An 18901-nucleotide genomic window follows, 5' to 3' on the forward strand; every position below is an offset into this window, starting at 1 on the left:
CCCAAATCTTCCCTGGCCTGTGGCGGTGGAAATCTGGGTTCAAAAGGTTCTTAGATTTAGCTAATAAGTAGTGCGGTAATCAAGCCTGAGTTACTAGCCCTTAGCGGCGGCGGCCACTTCTTCCGCAAAGTTGGTTTCTGCTTTTTCGATGCCTTCACCAAGGTTAAAGCGGATAAAGCGACGAACTTGGATGTTTTCCCCCAATTCGGCGATCGCCTGTTTAACCAACTCTTCAATGGTGAGATTTTGGTCTTTGATGTAGGGCTGGTCTAGCAAAGATAGCTCCTTGAGGCGTTTATCAATGCGCCCTTGGACAATCTTTTCTTTGATATTGGCGGGCTTTTTGCCCAGGTCGTCGCGCCCCATTTCAATTTCCTTCTCTTTAGCCACCATTTCCTGGGGAATGTCGGCTACGCTAACGTACTCCACATTGGGACAAGCGGCAATCTGCATGGCCACATCGTTAACCAAATCTTTAAAGCGATCACCCCGGGCGACAAAATCAGTTTCGCAGTTAACTTCCACCAACACGCCAATGCGGCCACCAAAGTGGATGTAGCTATGGACCAAACCTTCGGCCGCGGTACGGCCAGATTTTTTATCAGCGGAGGCAATGCCCTTCTGCCGGAGCCATTCAATGGATTTTTCTAAATCACCCTCATTTTCCTTTAGGGCTTTTTTACAGTCCATCATGCCTGCGCCGGTTTTTTCACGCAGTTCCTTCACGAGTTGAGCGGTAATTTCTGCCATGGTTATCGTTCCTAATCAGTTTTTCTATGATTGCACGGTAATTATTGGGCTAAGGGAAAAAAGTGATGGTCAACACCAGCTATATTTTCCCCTAGTACTGGGACTGGGTTTGCCCTGCCCCATCGGTGAGAAAAAGGAAAAAAGGGACAAAATCTAAGCTTCTGGAGTGGCTGCAACTTCTGCTTCGGCCGCTTCTTCCACTTCCTCAGCGGCTTCTACTTCTAGATTATCTCCATCCAAACCTTCGTCAAACTCTTCGTAGTCATCGCTGACATCCGGTTGACCATGGCGACCTTCATAGATTGCATCGGCCAGTTTGCCCACAATCAATTTGATCGAACGGATGGCGTCATCGTTAGCGGGGATAGGCACATCGACCACATCTGGGTCACAGTTGGTATCCAACATGGCAATGATGGGAATACCGAGCTTTTGGCATTCATGAATGGCGTTATGTTCCCGCCGTTGGTCCACGATTACCACCACGTCGGGGAGCTTGCGCATATTTTTAATACCGCCCAGGTATTTTTGTAATTTGCCCAATTCCCGCCGGAGCATGGAGCCTTCTTTTTTACCCCGACGGTCAATGCCGCCACTGGCTTCTAGGGCTTCCAATTCCTTCAGGCGATCAACCCGTTTGCGGATGGTTTCCCAGTTGGTGAGCATTCCCCCCAACCACCGTTGATTGACGTAGTGAGCTCCACAGCGTTGGGCTTCCTGGGAAATGATGCCAGCGGCTTGGCGCTTAGTGCCGACAAATAAGAACTTTTTACCGTTGATGGTGGAAGAGCGGACATACTCATAGGCATCTTCCATCAGTTGGGCGGTTTGCACCAGGTCAATAATATGAACACCATTGCGGGCGGTGTAGATATATTGATCCATGCGGGGGTTCCAGCGGCGGGTTTGGTGGCCGAAGTGAACACCAGACTCTAGCAAATCTGCGAGAGAAACTACGGGCATGTTAAATTTTCTCCTATTCGGGTTTATCCTTCATCCAAGGGAATTTCCGCCTGTGGCAGAAACACCCGAAAGCTTGGATGTGCGAATTTTTGACAACCTTTCCAGTTTAGCAGGCGATCGCCCCGATTACCCACGCTTACCACTGGGAAATAAACTCTGTTGCCTTTAATCCAAATCGACGACAATCTTCAGTCAGAACAACCAAAAATTTGATTCGTTTTAAGTCCAGGGTACAGGAGTTGAACCTGTCTAGGGCGAATTATGAGTTCGCTGCCTCAACCGCTCGGCCAACCCTGGTAATTGGTTTGTGGGAAAGCGCCCAGGGATATATTCTAAACCACTGCCTACCACCCAGGAGAGTGATCAATAATTTCCCCTAGGAGGGATTGTTTAATCTTGGCAAATTGAGATAATTTTGAAATTTCCTGGGGCATAATAAATCGAACTATCCAAAAAACCGCTTCAATGGCGATCGCCAGGTTATGTCCACCAAAAGTAAGATTTTTCTTGTCCTGTTAGTTTTTTGTCCCCTCTCCTTTGCCGCCCACTGGTTGGGTTGGGGGGAAACGACGGTGTTCATTTTGGCTGGTTTGGCCATTGTGCCCCTAGCAGCCTTCATGGGCACGGCCACGGAGGAAATCGCCGTGGTAATCGGTCCTAATGCGGGGGGCCTGCTCAATGCCACCTTCGGCAACGCCACAGAACTAATTTTGGCCTATATCGCCCTAAAAGAAGGGTTAATCGAGGTGGTCAAAGCCACCCTGACAGGATCAATTATTGGTAACTTACTGCTAGTAATGGGTTTTGCCGTCTTCCTGGGGGGATTGCGCTATAAGGAACAAAATTTCCAACCCCTCGCCGCTCGCTTGAATGCATCCACCATGAATTTGGGGGTAGTGGCGATTCTGTTACCCACAGCCTTGCAATACACCTCCACGGGGGTGGAGGAAACGGTTTTACAAAATCTCTCTGTGGCCGTGGCCGTGGTGTTAATCGGTGTCTACCTCCTCTCCTTGGTGTTTTCCATGGGAACCCATGCCTATCTGTACGATGTGGGCGTGGCCGAGAATATGGAGATGCCCGAACTCGGCGAAGATGTATCAGAACCGGAACCTCCTACGGAAGAAGAAAAACCCAATCTTTGGCTTTGGACGGGAGTTTTATTGGTAGTCACCCTAGGGGTAGCGGTGGAATCGGAATTGCTGGTGGGTTCCTTAGAGGTGGCCACGGAATCCCTGGGATTAACTGCCCTGTTCACCGGGGTAATCGTCCTACCCATTATCGGTAACGCTGCCGAGCACGCCACCGCCGTCACTGTGGCCATGAAAGATAAAATGGATCTCTCCATGTCTGTGGTGATGGGGTCGAGCCTGCAAATTGCCTTCTTTGTGGCCCCAGTCTTGGTCATCGTCGGCTGGGCGATCGGTCAGCCCATGGATTTAAACTTCAATCCATTCGAGTTGGTAGCGGTATTGGTGGCAGTTTTGATTGTCAACTCTATCAGTAGTGATGGCACTTCCAATTGGTTAGAGGGCATCCTGTTGCTTGCTACCTATGCCATTGTGGCCCTGGCCTTTTTCTTTCATCCCACCCTGGTCTAGTAGTTGATGAGTGATCTCTTCCAACTCTAAACCCGGGGTAGTGTAACTGATTGGGGCTGATTTTGATATTTGCCCCTTCTGGTTTCATAGCTAATATCGCAGTCTTCCCCTTCAAAAAAGAGTAACTGTACGATGCCTTCGTTGGCGTAGATACGGCAATCAGCACTGGAGGAATTGGAAAATTCTAGGGTGAGGTGACCACACCACCCCGCTTCCCCCGGAGTTAAGTTGGCAATAATACCAGCCCTGGCGTAAGTACTTTTACCAATACAAAGTACGGTTACATTAGCAGGGATGGCCAATCTTTCCACTGCAACTCCCAGGCCGTAGGAGTGGGCTGGCAAAATAAAATAACTGCCACTGTCATCCCTGTGCAGTTGGGTAGCTTCCAAATTGTGGGGGTTAAAGTTTTTGGGATCAACTACAGTGCCCGGAATATGGCGAAAAATGCGAAAATCCGCCGCAGAAAGCCTAATATCATAACCAAAACTGCTCAGACCAAAGGAAATAGCCGGTTGTCCCTCTATTTGCCGCATTAACTTGGGTTCAAAAGGCTCAATCATGCCTTGGGCAGCTTGAGCACGGATCCAAATATCATTCTTAATCATGGGCAAAGTTCAGGGAAATAAAGCGGCAATCATTATAGCTGCATCAATGGCGATCGCCGACGGGAATAATTTGAGCTAGTCTTGAATTGATCTGATCAATGAAATGATTAATCAGGAGAAAAACTGAAAATGTTTGTTATCACCGACGAATTTTGGCTTCATCAAATAAATTTTAATACTATGATTTGTGAATAAATTTATGGAACAGTAAATATCAACGATTATATAGTAGTTTCAAATAAAGCTGAGACGCTAAACGCCACAGTAAGAACGGATAATTTCATCAAGAGACGTGTCAATAGGAGCGTACATTCTAGCTCGTTTCAAGGCACTAAAGTCATGCTCAATATCATTTAAATCAGGAGAATATTTCGGCAAAAAAAGAACTTCATGACCTGCTTCTTTAGCCAATTCTTTAATGGCAGTTTTACGATGAATAGGAGCATTATCCATTATTAATATTGATGGAATGTCGAGGGAGGGTAGCAAATATAATTTTAACCATCCTTCAAAGCCTTCTGCATTCAAACTCCCGGTAAAAACCATCGGCGCAATCAAATCTTTTTTTCCTTTTCTTCTCCCTGCTACTAGATTTTCTCTGACTCCCCTTTTTCCTTGTCTATCTCCATAAACTTTTTTTCCTTTTTTTGACCAGGCATAAATACAAGCCTGGATTGCTTCGAATCCAGATTCATCTATGTAAACTATAGCTTGACTACCATAGAGCTTAATTAGTTCTCTTAACATTCTATAGTACTTAACTCGTTCCTCCCGGTTTCTTTCTCGATAACGTAGTTCTTTTTTTTTCTGTTTATTTTCATTTTCTTTAATGCGTAATATACGGCACTCGGCCTCACTCCAAATTTCTTGGCTCTGTCTATCAATCTTGCATCGGGATTTTCTTCTACGTCTTTTTTTAGAGCTTCCCAGTCTAATTTCCTATGGCGACGCTCTACTTTTGTTGGGCTTAAATCTACTCTATTTAACCATCTGTATATCGAGGCTTTTCCTATTTTATATATCTTGGAAGCCTCAGTTATTTTTCCTCCAGCTTCTATATAAGCTACTACCCTTTGCCTTAAATCTAAACTGTAAGCCATTGTTTAAACCTGTTCATTTTGTACACTCCATAATTTTACATTAAATTCTCTCATCGTTAATTGAAATGACTATATTTTTAAAATTTCTAGAAACTTAGCTATAAAGTCTTAATTTATCGCCTCTAGCTAAATTGTTTAAAAATAATATAAGTAGGCGTAGTCAGAACTACAATTTGGAGAAATTTTAACTGATTATGTTATTTCATTATTATCTAAATCTGTCCCGGTCGAAATTGAGAATCTTTTAACTGTTCTAGGCGGAAATTTCCAGCTCTAGCGATGGGTGAGCGTGAGGCAGGGAACTGCGATAACCTAAAATTTGACTAAATTAACCCCTGAAGAATCAGAATTATCTCACTGACAGGCCTAAAAAATTTCCTATAATTGACAACAAGCTCATTTTACAAGCAGGTTCAGCATGTCAAACCAACGGGATTACACGCTCATTATTGATAAAAGCGGTAGCATGTCCATCATTGAGCCAAAATTCCAAAAAAGCCGATGGGAGCTAGTTCAAGAATCAACCCTCGCCCTTGCCAGAAAATGTGACCAGCTAGATGCTAACGGAATCACAGTGTACACTTTCTCCGGCAAATTCCGCCGTTATGACAACGTTAACGCATCTAAAGTGGAGCAAATTTTTCAAGAAAATGAACCAGTGGGTGGTACTAATCTCACCGCTGTGTTACAAGATGCGCTCAATAATTTTTTACAACGAAAAAAATCTAATCAGGCTCCAACAGGAGAAACTATTTTAGTCATTACGGATGGAGAACCCAATGACCGTAGATCCGTTTTTGAAATCATTATCCAAGCCAGTAAGTGTCTAGATGCGGATGAAGAATTAGCTATTTCATTCATGCAAATTGGGAATGATCCCAGTGCCACCAAGTTTCTCCAGGCCCTTGATGATCAATTAATGGAAGTAGGAGCCAAGTTTGATATTGTTGATACGGTAACCTTTGATGAAATGGAAGACCTAACTTTAACTGAAGTTTTATTAAATGCTATTGAGGATTGAAACCAGATATTTTATTATGAATAACTCCGATTCCATTGACTCTATACTGGCTGACCTCCGCCAAAAATATATTGAAGAGCCAGAAACGCTATCTAGTAATCCAGCTATAGCTTCTACTTCAAATAAGGAGCAAAAACATCCAACTTTAGATATTATTTTAAATGAATTAAAGCAAGGTTTTAAGGTTAATTATTTTTCCGAAAAAACGCCTAAAATTCAAGCTACATTTAAACAAACATCCGAATCTTTAAACCCAGAATTAAAAAAATTAATTGATCACCAAGAGCAACAAAGACAGGCAATTATCGCTCAAAAAGCTCAACAATGGCTAGAGCAACTTGACCCACTGTCTGGTGAGGGAATTTGGTTTGCGGATTTAGCTAAGCATTATCCCTCTACCCTAGCCGCGGCAATTGCTTTATTAAATAACGAATCAACCTAACGTAGTCTTAATTATTAAAATCACAAAAATGATTGACATTGTAAAAGCAGATCTTAATTCAGCTGTCCATGCAGAAGCAATGATTCAATTGATGAATGAATATGCCTGTGATCCCATGGGAGGAGGAGAAGAATTACCCAATTATGTTAAAGCAAATCTGCCAGCAGAACTTGCTAAAAGACCTTCTGCCCACATTATCCTCGCCTTTGTTGATTCTAAACCTGCTGGTCTTTTAGTATGTCTAGAAGGATTTTCTACTTTTGCTTGCAAGCCATTATTAAATATTCATGACGTCATTGTTTCTTTGCCTTATCGTGGCAAAGGTTTATCAAAATTAATGTTGCAAAAAGCAGAAGCCATCGCTTTAGATTTGGGCTGTTGCAAACTCACCTTAGAAGTACTGGAAGGAAATCATGTTGCCCAATCAGCGTACAGATCATTCGGGTTTGGGAATTATGAGCTAGATCCCCAAATGGGAAAAGCATTATTTTGGCAAAAAAAGTTACCGGACATATCTACATTAGATAGTCATGTGTCATCAATAATGATAAAGCAAGATAGCTAGTTTCCTCTATTTAAATTGGCGATCGCCTAGGATTTAGATAACCATAACTAATCGATAGATAATTCCGGTTCCAGCGATAGAATTTCAGAAATTATGGAGATTTCTCAGTGAATCATTGGGTTTAGATTAAAGCAACAGTTAAAGCTGGTTATGGAGTTGCTTCCGGTCAGTCTGGTGATCAACGTTTCCCTGGGGGAACTATTGCTATGCAAAAGCCCTTTTTTGGGAAGCATGGATTAAATTTAGATGATTATTACTTAGGCACAATTAACTTAAGCATTGCGCCTCATCAATACAAAATAAAGCTAGCCAAATATACCTTTAAAGAAATACAATAGTCAAGTAAAGATCCAGCGGAAGATTTTTCTTTTTTTGATTGCCGTATCATTGCTACTGATGCTCAAATAGTTAACGGTCTAATTTATTATCCCCATCCCGAAACCAAGCCTGAGCATTTTCAACCGCCAGATATTCTAGAATTTATCGGAGCCTTCATTCCTAACTTATACTACGATGACCAGATAACTATTGAAGTTGATTTTAATCAAATTGAAGTTTTTTAAAATTCCACTAGAAATAATCAATAACTAAAAACCAATTTAGCCTGTAACTAAAATCATGGATACATTTCATACCAGAATCGTTGAATCGCACTTATGTACGACCTAAAAATAGACAGAATAATCCTATAGCAAAGCAAATTCATCACCTTAGTGCTAACTCCCTTAGCCAGTGTACATAGCTTATTTTTTCACACATGAAAGCCTGTAAATAACGTAGTTTGTCTAACATTGTTGTACCTGCTTCTTTTGGGATTACCAGTAATTTTAGTATTAAATAAGCAATTATACAGGTATAGATTTGAATCCCAATTGCATTCTCATTTTTGGCAATCAGTCTATTCAGCTTTAAGTGCATTTTTAAGAATTTCCATAAAAATTCTATTTGCCATCTTTTTTTATAAATTTCTGCTATTTTTTCATCACTAACTCCTTCTATTTCTTTACTTTCTATAGGTAAATTTGTAACCAATCTAAACTCTGAATTATCATGGGTGAATATTACCACTCTACTCTCTATTTTATTCTTTCCAGTTCCAACCATATAGTTATCATTGGCTAATTTTTCTAGCTTTATATTATTCTTTATTCTTAATACATGATATTTGTTATTCTCCTTTTGTAATCTCTTGATTCTCTGTAAGTCACAAAATCCTCTATCCATTACTGCTACTCCATTTTCTGGAGTCTCTTCTATTGTTTCATTCCCATATTTATTATCATGACCTTGTCCAAAGTGAATTACTATTCCCCCCGGAATCCCTGTTGATAAGTTAATCCCACTGAATACTTTTACCTGATGAAATCCAAGGTTCCACATCAACTTACTAGTTATGCTGACAATGGTTGAATCGAGAGGAAATATTTCTAATTCTCCCTGCTTAATTTCCTTCCTTTTCGACAATTCCTTTTTTAAGGAAAATATTATTTCTCTAAAAACTCCCACATCCCTTTTTTTGCTTGCCTTTGAGAATGTAGATATATCGACTGTCTCTCCTCGTAAGTTCAGTCTTTTAAACATACTCCTCATGCTTGTCTGGCTCTGGTCTAACATTAATCCTAACCAGATACTCACAAACTTAAATGTGTCTAATACTGGGTAGTCATCTTTAGGAAAATTAGATAGATAAGTTTTGACAATATGTCCAAAATTTGATATCATCGCTTCAATTATTCTAATATTTCTGCCCTTTATTCTATCATTTTAAAGGGCTTTTTTTCTCTTTATAACTATCGTTCAACACTTCTGCTTTTGATTAAGTTTTAACTGTCTTTATCGGTTGCGGAGATCAAGAAATTTTAGGGAGCCACCCCCCGTTGTTTCAATAGAGCCTGTCTTTTCTTACGGGCAATTTCCTGGAGATCAATATTCTTATCAGTTTCATCAACAATTTCCCCGGTTAAAACTTCAACCACGTCTTCTAGGGTTATCACACCGGCAACGCCGCCATACTCATCAATAACCACCATTAAATGTTCCCGTTTTTCCTGAAATTGCTTTAGAAGTTTATCGGCTCTCATGCCTTCTGGAACAAATTGGGCTGGTCGAGCTAATTCTGCGATGGTTTTATAGCCTTCTCCTTGGATTAAAGCAGTGAGTAAATCCTGTTTGAGGGCAATGCCCAAGACTTCATCAATGTATTCATCAACAATTAAAATACGAGTATGTTGGGATTGGATAATATCTTGTTGGCATTCCGCTAAAGTTAATTCTCCCAAAAGATAGGTGATAATCACCCTGGGGGTCATCAAATCCACTGCCATCAAATCATTAAGCTGGAAAACCCGCTGAATCATTTGTTCTTCGTCTCCTTCGATTACCCCTTCTTTGTAACCGAGGGTAGCTAGAAACTTAATTTCTGCTTCGTTGGTGCTGGGTACTCTTTTGCCGTGGGTGAAGGGATTGGTAATTTGTTCAATCAACCACACTAAAGGAGTAAAAATTAAGGTTAAAAATCTTACTGGTATGGCAATCAAAAGGGCAATGTTAGTGGCATATCTTTCCCCCAGAGTCTTAGGAATAATTTCGCCAAAAACAATAATTAGCAAGGTTAAAATTCCAGAAAAAACTCCCATCCAAGCATCTTGTAGATGTTTAGTTGCTAAGGCTCCAATGGTGATACTACCCACAATATTAAAAATGTTGTTGAGCACCACAATGGTGCCAATGGGGCGATTCATCCTATGGCGAATAGCTTGGAGGGCAATGGCGGAGGGATTATTGGACTGGGATAACTGCCGTACTTTTACCAAGGGCACAGAAAATAGGGCCGCCTCTGCACAGGAACAAATGCCAGAGCCTAACAAAACAATGAAAATGGCCGCTACAATTTCCAGCATAAAATTCCGAAACCAACTTACCAAGATTATAGACCATGGCTATTTTCCCCTAGACTGGAGGGCTAGGAACAAACTTGTCACAAATTCCGCAATTCTTTTTTGCCATGGCTGACCCCACCAAAATCATTGTTATTGATGATGACCCCACCGGCTCCCAAACGGTTCACAGTTGCCTGTTGCTGATGCAGTGGGACGTGGAAACTCTGCGGCAAGGTCTACGGGATGAAAGTCCGATCTTTTTTATTCTCAGCAACACCAGGGCCTTACCCCCAACTCAGGCGGAACAGGTAGTGATGGAAATTTGCCAGAATTTAAAACTAGCCCTAGCAACGGAAGCGGTCGATCACTACTTGGTTGTAAGTCGTTCTGATTCCACTCTGCGGGGCCATTACCCCTTGGAAACCGATGTGATCAACCGGGAGTTGGGACCGTTTGATGCCCATTTTCTGGTGCCAGCCTTTTTTGAAGGGGGCAGGGTAACCAAGGACAGTGTCCATTACCTGATTGTGGATGGTGAATTGGTGCCCGTGGCGGCAACGGAATTTGCCCAGGATTCGGTGTTTGGCTACCACCATAGTTATTTGCCTGATTATGTGGCAGAAAAAACCCAAGGCAAGATTGGGGCGGCCCAGGTGGAACGCATCACCCTAGGGGATCTTAGTGAGGCCAATAATGCTTTAGGCGATCGCCTGATGGATTTTAACCATAACCAGTGTGTGGTGGTGGACGGAGAAACCCAAAAAGATTTTGATCGCCTGGCGGCAAGTATGCTCATAGCTAGTGGCCAGGGCAAACATTTTCTGTTGCGGAGTGCGGCCAGTATTCTCACATCCCTAGCTAATTTGGGGCCCCAACCAGTGGCTCCGGTGGCCATGGCCAGCTATAAACCCACCAACCAACCAGGAATAATTTTGGTGGGCTCCCATGTGCAAAAAACCACCGAACAATTGATGACATTGCTCAAGGATCAAACGGTGCAGGGCATTGAAATTCCAGTGCAACAATTGCGGGATCATCCCGATAGTCCAGCCGAAATTATTGTCAATGCTTTGACGGCGGTGAACGAAATTCGCGCCGAGGGAAAAACACCGGTAATTTACACCAGTCGAGGGGAATTAAGTTTTGCCTCAGTGCAGGCACGGTTAGACTTTGGCGTTACCCTGTCCCAACTGTTGATGAAAATTGTCCAACAATTACCCCAGGACATCAGCTTTTTGATCAGCAAAGGAGGTATTACTTCCAATGACGTGCTGAGCGTGGGATTACAGTTAACTTCTGTACGGTTGTTGGGGCAAATTATTCCCGGTTGTTCCCTAGTGAGAACGGATGAGGATCATCCCCGTTTTCCCCTTTTGCCGGTGGTTTTATTTCCCGGTAACGTAGGCAATGCTCGGGGTTTAGCCACAGTTTATGAACGTTTGTCCGACAAGCCTAATTCTTGATCAATTTTTTACTAATTCATCCCAATTATCGTCGTTGATTTGCTGACTGGTTGACTTGCTTGAACAGGGGGAAATTGATTGTTAACTAGACTTTTTCGGTCGGCGATCGCCAGCAACTAAGTAACTCCTTTGTCCATTTCTCACAGACCATATTACAGCTATGACCATTGGCATTTGGATATTGGGAGATCAACTTTGGTCGGGGCAGACGGCCTTAAAAAGCCATCAAGGCGATCGCTCACAGGTCCCCGTTCTCCTGATCGAGTCGGCGGAATTTGCCCGTCAACGACCCTACCATCGCCAAAAATTAGTGTTGGTTTGGTCCGCCATGCGCCACTTTGCTGAAGATTTGAGGGCCGAGGGCTGGTCCGTTACCTATGAAATTGCCGCAGATTTCCTCACTCCCCTACACCATTGGCTTAAAACCCAGGGCGTTAGTCACCTCCAAGTCATGGCCCCTGGCGATCGCCCCTTTGAAGCTTGGTTAAAATCTTTGACTCTGCCCTGTGAACTAACCCTATTACCCAACAATCATTTTCTCTGGTCTAGGGAGGATTTTTCCGCCTGGGCTGGCGATCGTAAGCGCCTATTACTGGAAGATTTTTACCGTGCAGGGCGCAAACGTTGGCAAATTTTGATGGTGGATGATCAACCTGTGGGGGGCCGCTGGAATTTTGACCAGGATAATCGCAAGCCCGCCAAAAAGAACCTTTCTCCCCCCAAGCCCCTTTCTTTTCCCCCCGATGACATTACCCAACAGGTTATCGAACGGATAGAACAATTAAATTTACCTGGTTATGGGCAATTATCTGGCTTTCAATGGGGAGTTAGCCGTCAAGACGCCCTGCAAGGGCTGAAATATTTTGTTGATGTTGGTTTAAGTCAATTTGGCACCTACCAAGATGCCATGGTAATGGGGCAGAAAACCCTCTGGCACAGTCTGATTTCCCCCTATTTAAATTTAGGATTGTTGACCCCATTAGAAGTTATTGAAGCAGCTACTAACGCCTTTGCCACCCAAGACATTTCTTTAAACAATGTGGAGGGATTTATTCGTCAGGTTTTGGGCTGGCGGGAATATATGCAGGGCATTTATCAATGGGTAGATGAAGATTACGGGCAGGGTAATTGGTTTAACCATGACTTTCCTTTGCCTGAGTTTTATTGGCAATCCAGCCACACCAAAATGAATTGTTTAGCCACTGTCTTAAACCAAGTCGAAGAAACAGGTTATGCTCACCATATTCAACGATTAATGGTTCTCAGCAACTTTGCCTTAATTGTTGGCGTTAATCCTCAAAAACTCCAAGACTGGTTCCATGCCGCTTTTATCGATGCCTACGACTGGGTAATGCAAACCAATGTGTTAGGAATGGGGCAGTTTGCAGATGGAGGAATATTAGCATCAAAACCCTATGCTTCTTCTGCTAACTACATTAATAAAATGAGTGATTATTGCCAACAATGCTCCTACAACCATAAAGCTAGAACTGGTAAAGATGCCTGTCCCTTTAACTATTTCTATTGGGATTTTCTTGCACGGCATCAAGAAAAATTACAACACACTGGAAGGATGGGTCTTATTTTGGCCAATTTAAAACGAATTGAACCAACCGAAATGTCGGCAATGCAAACGTTAGCTGAGAACTGGCGTCAGGCTCATTTAAACTCATAGTAGATTCCCAATCAAAGCACTCCGGGTAGTTCAAATAGGACTGAAAAATTGTTTAAAACTAAACTTTGTTCGGTAAAGGATAATGGGTTCTTAGCCAAGCTTCTTCCTGTTGGCGATCGCCTAATTCTCCGTCTAGGCAAGCGTTTAATAAATCAGTCAAAATTTGCTTAAATTGGGGCCCCGGTTTATAACCCAGCGCTTTGAGGTCGTGGCCAGTTAAAAATGGCGACACTTGGCATAGCTGGCTGAAATAAAACCAAATTTGCTTTCTCAACAGCTTATTTCCCCTGGCGGCCACCAGGAATAAACTGAAGCGGTCATAATCCTTCAATGTTTGGTAAATGACGCTGGACTTTGGACTGGACTTTGGAGATGCTGGGGAATTTAAACCCTTGGCGATCGCCGTTTCGATGGTTTCTAAGTTAGTTAATCCGTCAATGGTGGCCTTGGGTAACTGTAAGCCCGCCGCAATTTTTTCCCTTTCCTGGGGTGGTAAAGCCCCCAATAAAATACCTAGGCGCAGTAACCAATGTTCTAGGTTTCGCTCCGGGTCAAACCAGCGTAACCAGCGGGAGAGATAACGTACTTGCCACCATAATTGCTCTGTTAGCTTTAGCTCTGCATGAAGACATTTAAGCGCATCTAAATCCGCCAGTAACGTCAATGCCCCTTTCCAATAGGGGGCTTTGAGAATAATAGAAAGCTCCGCCTTTAAACGGGTAGTTAGGGCCGGAGTGGGATGCTCCGTTAGCCGCCAACGTTCATAGACTCCACTGGCGATCGCATAGCGGATATAGGTTTCCGTCTGGGGTTCCAGTTCAAAGCCGAGGCGCACCACAAACCGCACTGCTCGGTAAATGCGGGTGGGGTCTTCAATGAAACTATTGGCGTGTAATACCCTCACCTGTTGGCTTTGCAGGTCATTCATGCCGCCAAAAAAGTCTAACAATTTGCCCGGATTGGGATTGGTTAAGCGGATGGAAAGGGCGTTAATGGTAAAGTCCCGCCGGTATAAATCCTGGCGAATGGAACTAGCTTCCACTTCTGGGTTCGCCGCTGGATAGGGATAAAACTCTGTGCGGGCAGTGGCAATGTCTACCCACAGGGTATCTAGCTGGGGATCTTTATGCCAGAGCAACGCCGCCGTTTGGAATTCCCCATGGACCGATAACCTCGCGCCGGGATAGTCCCCCTGCAAAGCTTGGGCTAACTCAACCCCAGCCCCCACATCCGCCGTGGCATGGAAGCCATCCACCACCAAATCAATATCTTGAAAAGTAATGTTTTGATGTTTTTCTGCCCCCTGGGAATGGCGGAGCCACAAATCGCGCACAGCTCCCCCCACCAGATATAAATGCCAACCCCTAGTCTGGGCCTGTTGAGCGGCCGTAGTTAATAATTGCCAAGTGGCCGGTGGTAAATGGGTTTTTAGCAGTTGCAGTAGGCTACCCTGGCCAAAATTCTGATTAGGAGTGGTCGGGCGATCTCGCAGAGATCCGCTGCGCGGTGCGCCAAACCGTCCCGATTGTTCTTGTTTATCCTGCAATAATTGCCGTAACACATCGGTCCGGGTCACAATGCCCACTAATTTTTCCTGGTCCATAACAGGCAAGCGACCCACGTCATCGGCCACCATAATCGCTTCAATGCGGGGTAAGGGGGTGTCAGGGGCAATGGTTTTAACGTTGCGGGTCATGTAACCTTTTACCGGGGCATGGCTGAAACCGTGGTGCAGGGCTAAATCCAAATCCCGACGGGAAATAATGCCCACCAATTTTTCTTCTTGATTCACCACTGTCAAACCAGAATGGCCGTAACGAAACAAAACCCGTTGGGCCTGTTCAATGGTGGTGTGTGGTCGAATGGTCCGCACCGGAGAAGACATAAAATCCCTAGCCAATAGGGGTTTGGGAATTTGTCTTTGTAAAGCTTGGTAGATTTCTGCCATTACGGTGGTTGGCTCAACATCCCGCAAATTAACCGCTGCCGCCTGGGCATGGCCCCCGCCGCCATAGGGTTCCAACAATTGGGTTAAATCCGTATCGGGAATACGGGTACGGCCAATGAGGGAAAAGCGTTGGTTACTAATTACTCCGGTTTTTTCTCGCTGTTCATCGTTTTTGGTTTTATCTTTGCCTTTGTCGTAAACATGACCCAGTAGTAGGGCATCACATTCTGTCAGAGATAATAATCTTTCCGTCAAATGGGACAGGCCCGGCACAAAATTTTCCGTGGTTAAGAGCACTGAACCGAGCCAATAGCCCCGCACCATTTCCTTGTGGAGATTTTGCATCGCTTCCGCAAACAAAAATTGCAGAGGTGGGGGAAAGCCTGGGTCAGCGTATTCCGCAATCAAACGTAAATTAGCTCCCTGTTCCATTAACCAAGCTAGGGCTTTTACATCCCGCACTGTGGTTTGGGTAAAGGTCAAACTGCCGGTGTCCACATGGATACCCAGGGCCATTACCGACGCTTCCACCATGGAAAGACTTATATCAGCCCGTTGTAATTTCTCCACAATTAAAGTTGTACTGGCCCCCACCGCTTCCAGCTCCCAAATATCCGCTTCGATATCCCTAGGACTGTTGAGATGATGGTCATAAATGGCAACCTGTCGCAGATGGGGCAACGTTAACCAGTCCGCTGCTTTGCCCAGGCGATCACCTTGTTGATTATCGACAATGTAGAGGGAACGAATTTTGTCGGGGTTGACGCTCCGCAGTTCAATGAGGGGAAATTCGTTACGATGGAGTGCTAAAAATTGCCGCACTGTGGGATGGGAACCACCAGTCAAGACAATGCGACTGCCGGGATGGAGTTTGGCTAGCCCCACCGCCGCCCCTAACACATCAAAGTCCGCCGTTTGATGGCAAAGAATTAAATCCATAGGTTTTCTAACAAACCTTGATTAAAGTTAGATATCAACATTATCCTTTGCCTCGAACGTATAGATAGAGGGATTAATTCGACATTCCACTGGCAAAAGATATCATCCCGGCAAGCCTTGAAACTGGTTAAAGATATCGGGTTAATTGGATGCGATAGCGTTCCTTTTTGGTGACTGTAATCTCGCCTATTTCTAGCCTACCTTTCCCACGATAGGTGACTAAATCTCCCGCTTTGAGGGCATAGCTCGACTGGGTGACGGGCTTCCAATTGACCTGCACATTGCCCTGGGTGACCGCATCGGCCATTTTACTGCGGGACAAACCAAACCCTGCTGAAGCAATGGCATCTAAGCGCAGGGAAGCTTCCACCGTAGTCATTTCTTTGGTTTTAGGCGGGCGAATTTTTAACTCTTCCAGGGCGATCGCCTTAGCTTTAACTGGTACAGTACGCACCTGGGTTAAATGAAGACTGATGAATTCCGCTACCTCCGGCACCACGATCGCCTGGGCTCCCCTTTCTCCCAACAGAATAATATCCCCCACTTTTTCCCTTACTAACCCGGTGCCCAACAAAGCCCCCAAAAAGTCCCGATGGCTAGCGGGGTCAAAGAGAAAATTACCCGCCACATCCAATGCAGTGAGGGGTATCTGCTCCGTTTCTAATGGTATTTCTGCCCTAGCAATGGCCAGTCTCTGCCGTTCCGCTTGGGGATAGCCCCCCCAGGGTAAAAAATGTAATTCCGTCAGGGAATCAAAACGGGTTTGAATTTCCGCAATCAGGGGCGGCGCACAAAAATCAGACACCACCACTTCCCAGGTACGCAGGGCCTGTTCCGCCTGGTCAATTACCCTGGCGATCGCCTCCCGGTCTGGGGCCCCCTTTAACAAAGCTTCTCTTGGTAACATCGAGCAACGGCATTAGCTAACAAATCATTGTGGCAACTTTGGTGACCGGTTTGTCAAGGAGCTACAATGCGCCTATGGTTTCGTCCCCCCTACCGTCCCATTCTTCAAACCCCGGCGATGACCCAATCAATTATCTTGGCAGAATTAAGCTCCTGGCTCCGGCGATCGGGACAAGCAATTTTATTGTTGGGCAACACTTCCTTTCAGCTTTTTACCGGCAAAATTGATGGGCGCAACACCACTCAACAATTGATGTTTGTTGGCCCCGCTTCCCTCCCCATTACCCTAATTACCGCCGCTGTCATTGGCATGATTTTCACCATCCAGGTAGCAAGGGAATTTTTAGCTTTTGGAGCAGGCAGTGCTGTGGGGGGGATTTTAATGTTGGCCCTGGGCCGAGAACTATGCCCGATCATGACAGCCGTGGTGGTGGCCGGGCGGGTTGGGTCAGCCTTTGCCGCCGAAATAGGTACTATGCGGGTGACAGAACAAATTGATGCCCTCTATATGCTCAACACTAACCCGGTGGAATATTTAGTCATTCCTCGACTGTTGGCCTGTTGCATTATGGTGCCCACTTTGAGTGTGCTGGCTTTAGTAACCGGCATGATGGGGGGAGCGGTAATTTCCAGCAATGTTTATGGCATTGCCAACCAGGTATTTTTTGAATCCATACAGACCTTTGTTACCCCCTGGGACATATTCTGCGGCCCCGTCAAGGGCATTGTGTTTGGAGTTTTAATCGCCATCATTGGTTGTAACTGGGGCCTGACTACTAGGGGCGGAGCCAAAGGAGTGGGGGAATCCACCACCGCCGCAGTGGTAACTTCTCTGTTGGCAATTTTTGTGAGTAACTTTCTGATGTCTTGGATTATGTTCCAGGGCAGTGGTTCTGGTGCTGTGCTAATGGGGAATTAAGTACGCACCGCATATTGTTTATTTACTAGAGACCGGCTAAAAGCGACTAGTGCCAATGGGTAATCACACTTAAGGATGCTTTTCAAACATGCTTTCAGTCAAAAACCGGTTCCATCGCAGTTTGCCTAGCCGCCTGGAGTAAAGCTTGGTAACTGGGCAGGGGCTGGAGGTCAACAAAAGCTGGTTCCCCTTCAATCAAACTTAGGTAGGTGCCTGGATACCATTCCAACACCTTTCCCAGGGCATAAACTGCATCTGAGTAATTTTTTTGTAGTACTTGGCAAAGGGCAATTTCATACCAGCTATAGTCGTCATCCACTTCCACATCCAACGCCCTGTGGTAGCAGGCGATCGCCCTTCCATAACGGTAGATTTGTTGCCATAGTTCCCCTTGTCGAAACCAGGCCCAGTAATCATTGGGACGGATTTCCAGGGATTTTTTATAGCATTGCAAAGCTTCAGCGTAATGGCCCCAACGGCGAAAACAGTCCGCCTGGCGGTACCAAGACCAAAAATCGTCCTGGCGAATGGTTAACGTCTGCCGAAAACTGGCGATCGCCGCTTCGTACTGGCCAGAGAGTCGGTAAGATTCCCCCAGACGATAGGTGGCCCAATAATCTTTAGGTAAATAATCTAAAGCCCGTTGAAAACAAGGGATAGCCTGGGCAAAATCATCAATTTCATTGAGGTACACACAACCCTGGTCGTACCAAGCCCAGTAGTTTTCCGGTTGGATTTGGCAGGCGTTGTCATAACTTTCTGCCGCATCTCTGTAACGCCCCAAATGCTCCAGGGTAATGCCCCTTTTGTACCAAGCCCAATAATCCCCAGGATAATACTCCAAAGCCCGTTCATAACTGAGGAGGGCATCATTGTATTTCCCCTGTTGCCAGAGGGTATTGCCCTGTTGGTACCAGCCTTTGTAACTATCAGGGCGGCACTCTAGGGGATTAAAAACAGTACTGCGGGATGGGTGGGAGGGCATGGGAACACGACCAGGGAAAATGGCAACCGTACACCAGTGGGAAAAAACGTCGGGCTGGCGGCCAACTGAAGAGACTTACCGCCATGTTTAATTCACATACCAGAATTGTACAAACTCCTGGGGCGATCGCCGGATTT

The 18901-nt window shown here is 44.8% G+C and carries 18 protein-coding genes and 1 tRNA gene; 8 read left to right on the forward strand and 11 right to left on the reverse strand.

From position 1 onward, the window contains the following. Positions 1 to 93: 93 nt before the first annotated feature. The gene (gene tsf, locus SYNPCCP_RS08175; RefSeq protein ID WP_010872771.1) at positions 94 to 750 is read right to left on the reverse strand and encodes a translation elongation factor Ts; all 657 of its coding nucleotides are present in this window, start codon (positions 748 to 750) and stop codon (positions 94 to 96) included. Between tsf and SYNPCCP_RS17320 the strand changes: the two genes are divergently transcribed. After that, positions 749 to 907 (forward strand): hypothetical protein, encoded by a 159-nt coding sequence (locus SYNPCCP_RS17320; protein WP_158299077.1) that lies wholly within the window; start codon positions 749 to 751, stop codon positions 905 to 907. The genes tsf and SYNPCCP_RS17320 overlap by 2 nt on opposite strands. Here SYNPCCP_RS17320 and rpsB read toward each other — a convergent pair. Both rpsB and SYNPCCP_RS08185 read right to left on the reverse strand, forming a co-directional pair. Beyond that, entirely contained in the window at positions 904 to 1713 is an 810-nt protein-coding gene (rpsB, locus tag SYNPCCP_RS08180) for a 30S ribosomal protein S2 (protein WP_010872772.1), read from the reverse strand. The genes SYNPCCP_RS17320 and rpsB overlap by 4 nt on opposite strands. Positions 1714 to 1937: 224 nt before the next feature. Then, positions 1938 to 2010: transfer RNA gene (locus tag SYNPCCP_RS08185), tRNA-Ile, on the reverse strand. 185 nt (positions 2011 to 2195) lie between these two features. Here SYNPCCP_RS08185 and cax point away from each other — a divergent pair. Beyond that, complete coding sequence (cax, locus tag SYNPCCP_RS08190; RefSeq protein ID WP_010872773.1) at positions 2196 to 3314, forward strand: calcium/proton exchanger; 1119 nt, start codon at positions 2196 to 2198, stop codon at positions 3312 to 3314. A 26-nt stretch (positions 3315 to 3340) separates the two neighbouring features. Here cax and dcd read toward each other — a convergent pair whose 3' ends face one another. The 3 genes from dcd to SYNPCCP_RS17620 all read right to left on the reverse strand — a co-directional run bounded on the left by dcd (position 3341) and on the right by SYNPCCP_RS17620 (position 5022). Beyond that, positions 3341 to 3922 carry a dCTP deaminase gene (dcd, locus tag SYNPCCP_RS08195; protein ID WP_010872774.1) on the reverse strand — a complete coding sequence of 194 codons (582 nt, stop codon included), beginning with the start codon at positions 3920 to 3922 and terminating at the stop codon, positions 3341 to 3343. A gap of 252 nt (positions 3923 to 4174) precedes the next feature. Further along, entirely contained in the window at positions 4175 to 4762 is a 588-nt protein-coding gene (locus tag SYNPCCP_RS16855; protein WP_308417040.1) for a transposase, read from the reverse strand. Continuing rightward, positions 4663 to 5022 carry an IS630 transposase-related protein gene (locus tag SYNPCCP_RS17620; RefSeq protein ID WP_010871315.1) on the reverse strand — a complete coding sequence of 120 codons (360 nt, stop codon included), beginning with the start codon at positions 5020 to 5022 and terminating at the stop codon, positions 4663 to 4665. Before SYNPCCP_RS17620 ends, SYNPCCP_RS16855 begins: the two co-directional genes overlap by 100 nt. A 418-nt stretch (positions 5023 to 5440) precedes the next feature. Between SYNPCCP_RS17620 and SYNPCCP_RS08210 the strand changes: the two genes are divergently transcribed. From SYNPCCP_RS08210 to SYNPCCP_RS08220, 3 genes are read left to right on the forward strand one after another with little or no spacing between them, the layout of a single operon-like run. Beyond that, the gene (locus SYNPCCP_RS08210; protein ID WP_010872775.1) at positions 5441 to 6043 is read left to right on the forward strand and encodes a VWA domain-containing protein; all 603 of its coding nucleotides are present in this window, start codon (positions 5441 to 5443) and stop codon (positions 6041 to 6043) included. 16 nt (positions 6044 to 6059) lie between these two features. Next, positions 6060 to 6485, forward strand: coding sequence for a salt stress protein, Slr1339 family (locus SYNPCCP_RS08215; RefSeq protein ID WP_223211370.1), 426 nt, complete (start codon positions 6060 to 6062; stop codon positions 6483 to 6485). A 28-nt stretch (positions 6486 to 6513) separates the two neighbouring features. Further along, positions 6514 to 7050 carry a GNAT family N-acetyltransferase gene (locus SYNPCCP_RS08220; protein WP_010872777.1) on the forward strand — a complete coding sequence of 179 codons (537 nt, stop codon included), beginning with the start codon at positions 6514 to 6516 and terminating at the stop codon, positions 7048 to 7050. 705 nt (positions 7051 to 7755) lie between these two features. Here SYNPCCP_RS08220 and SYNPCCP_RS08230 read toward each other — a convergent pair. Together SYNPCCP_RS08230 and SYNPCCP_RS08235 are read right to left on the reverse strand one after the other, a co-directional pair. After that, positions 7756 to 8772, reverse strand: a complete 1017-nt coding sequence (locus tag SYNPCCP_RS08230; protein WP_010872778.1) for an IS4-like element IS4Sa family transposase — start codon at positions 8770 to 8772, stop codon at positions 7756 to 7758. Between the two features lie 137 nt (positions 8773 to 8909). Further along, entirely contained in the window at positions 8910 to 9950 is a 1041-nt protein-coding gene (locus SYNPCCP_RS08235; protein ID WP_010872779.1) for a hemolysin family protein, read from the reverse strand. A gap of 104 nt (positions 9951 to 10054) precedes the next feature. Here SYNPCCP_RS08235 and SYNPCCP_RS08240 point away from each other — a divergent pair, with 104 nt between their 5' ends. Both SYNPCCP_RS08240 and SYNPCCP_RS08245 read left to right on the forward strand, forming a co-directional pair. After that, positions 10055 to 11392: a four-carbon acid sugar kinase family protein gene (locus SYNPCCP_RS08240; protein ID WP_010872780.1), complete on the forward strand. Its 1338-nt coding sequence runs from the start codon at positions 10055 to 10057 to the stop codon at positions 11390 to 11392. A 160-nt stretch (positions 11393 to 11552) separates the two neighbouring features. Continuing rightward, positions 11553 to 13067: a cryptochrome/photolyase family protein gene (locus SYNPCCP_RS08245; protein WP_010872781.1), complete on the forward strand. Its 1515-nt coding sequence runs from the start codon at positions 11553 to 11555 to the stop codon at positions 13065 to 13067. 58 nt (positions 13068 to 13125) lie between these two features. On the opposite strand, the gene SYNPCCP_RS08250 is transcribed toward SYNPCCP_RS08245, so the two are convergent. Together SYNPCCP_RS08250 and SYNPCCP_RS08255 are read right to left on the reverse strand one after the other, a co-directional pair. Next, the gene (locus SYNPCCP_RS08250) at positions 13126 to 15954 is read right to left on the reverse strand and encodes an A-adding tRNA nucleotidyltransferase (protein ID WP_010872782.1); all 2829 of its coding nucleotides are present in this window, start codon (positions 15952 to 15954) and stop codon (positions 13126 to 13128) included. Positions 15955 to 16081: 127 nt separating this feature from the next. Next, a complete protein-coding gene (locus tag SYNPCCP_RS08255) occupies positions 16082 to 16861 on the reverse strand; it encodes a photosystem II S4 domain protein (protein WP_010872783.1) in 780 nt (259 codons plus the stop codon). 117 nt (positions 16862 to 16978) lie between these two features. Here SYNPCCP_RS08255 and SYNPCCP_RS08260 point away from each other — a divergent pair, with 117 nt between their 5' ends. Then, positions 16979 to 17779 carry an ABC transporter permease gene (locus SYNPCCP_RS08260; protein WP_369791789.1) on the forward strand — a complete coding sequence of 267 codons (801 nt, stop codon included), beginning with the start codon at positions 16979 to 16981 and terminating at the stop codon, positions 17777 to 17779. Between the two features lie 94 nt (positions 17780 to 17873). On the opposite strand, the gene SYNPCCP_RS08265 is transcribed toward SYNPCCP_RS08260, so the two are convergent. Beyond that, positions 17874 to 18764, reverse strand: coding sequence for a tetratricopeptide repeat protein (locus tag SYNPCCP_RS08265; RefSeq protein WP_010872785.1), 891 nt, complete (start codon positions 18762 to 18764; stop codon positions 17874 to 17876). Between the last annotated feature and the right edge of the window lie 137 nt (positions 18765 to 18901).

This window comes from Synechocystis sp. PCC 6803 substr. PCC-P (assembly GCF_000284455.1).
In the GTDB taxonomy this organism is placed as follows: Bacteria; Cyanobacteriota; Cyanobacteriia; order Cyanobacteriales; family Microcystaceae; genus Synechocystis.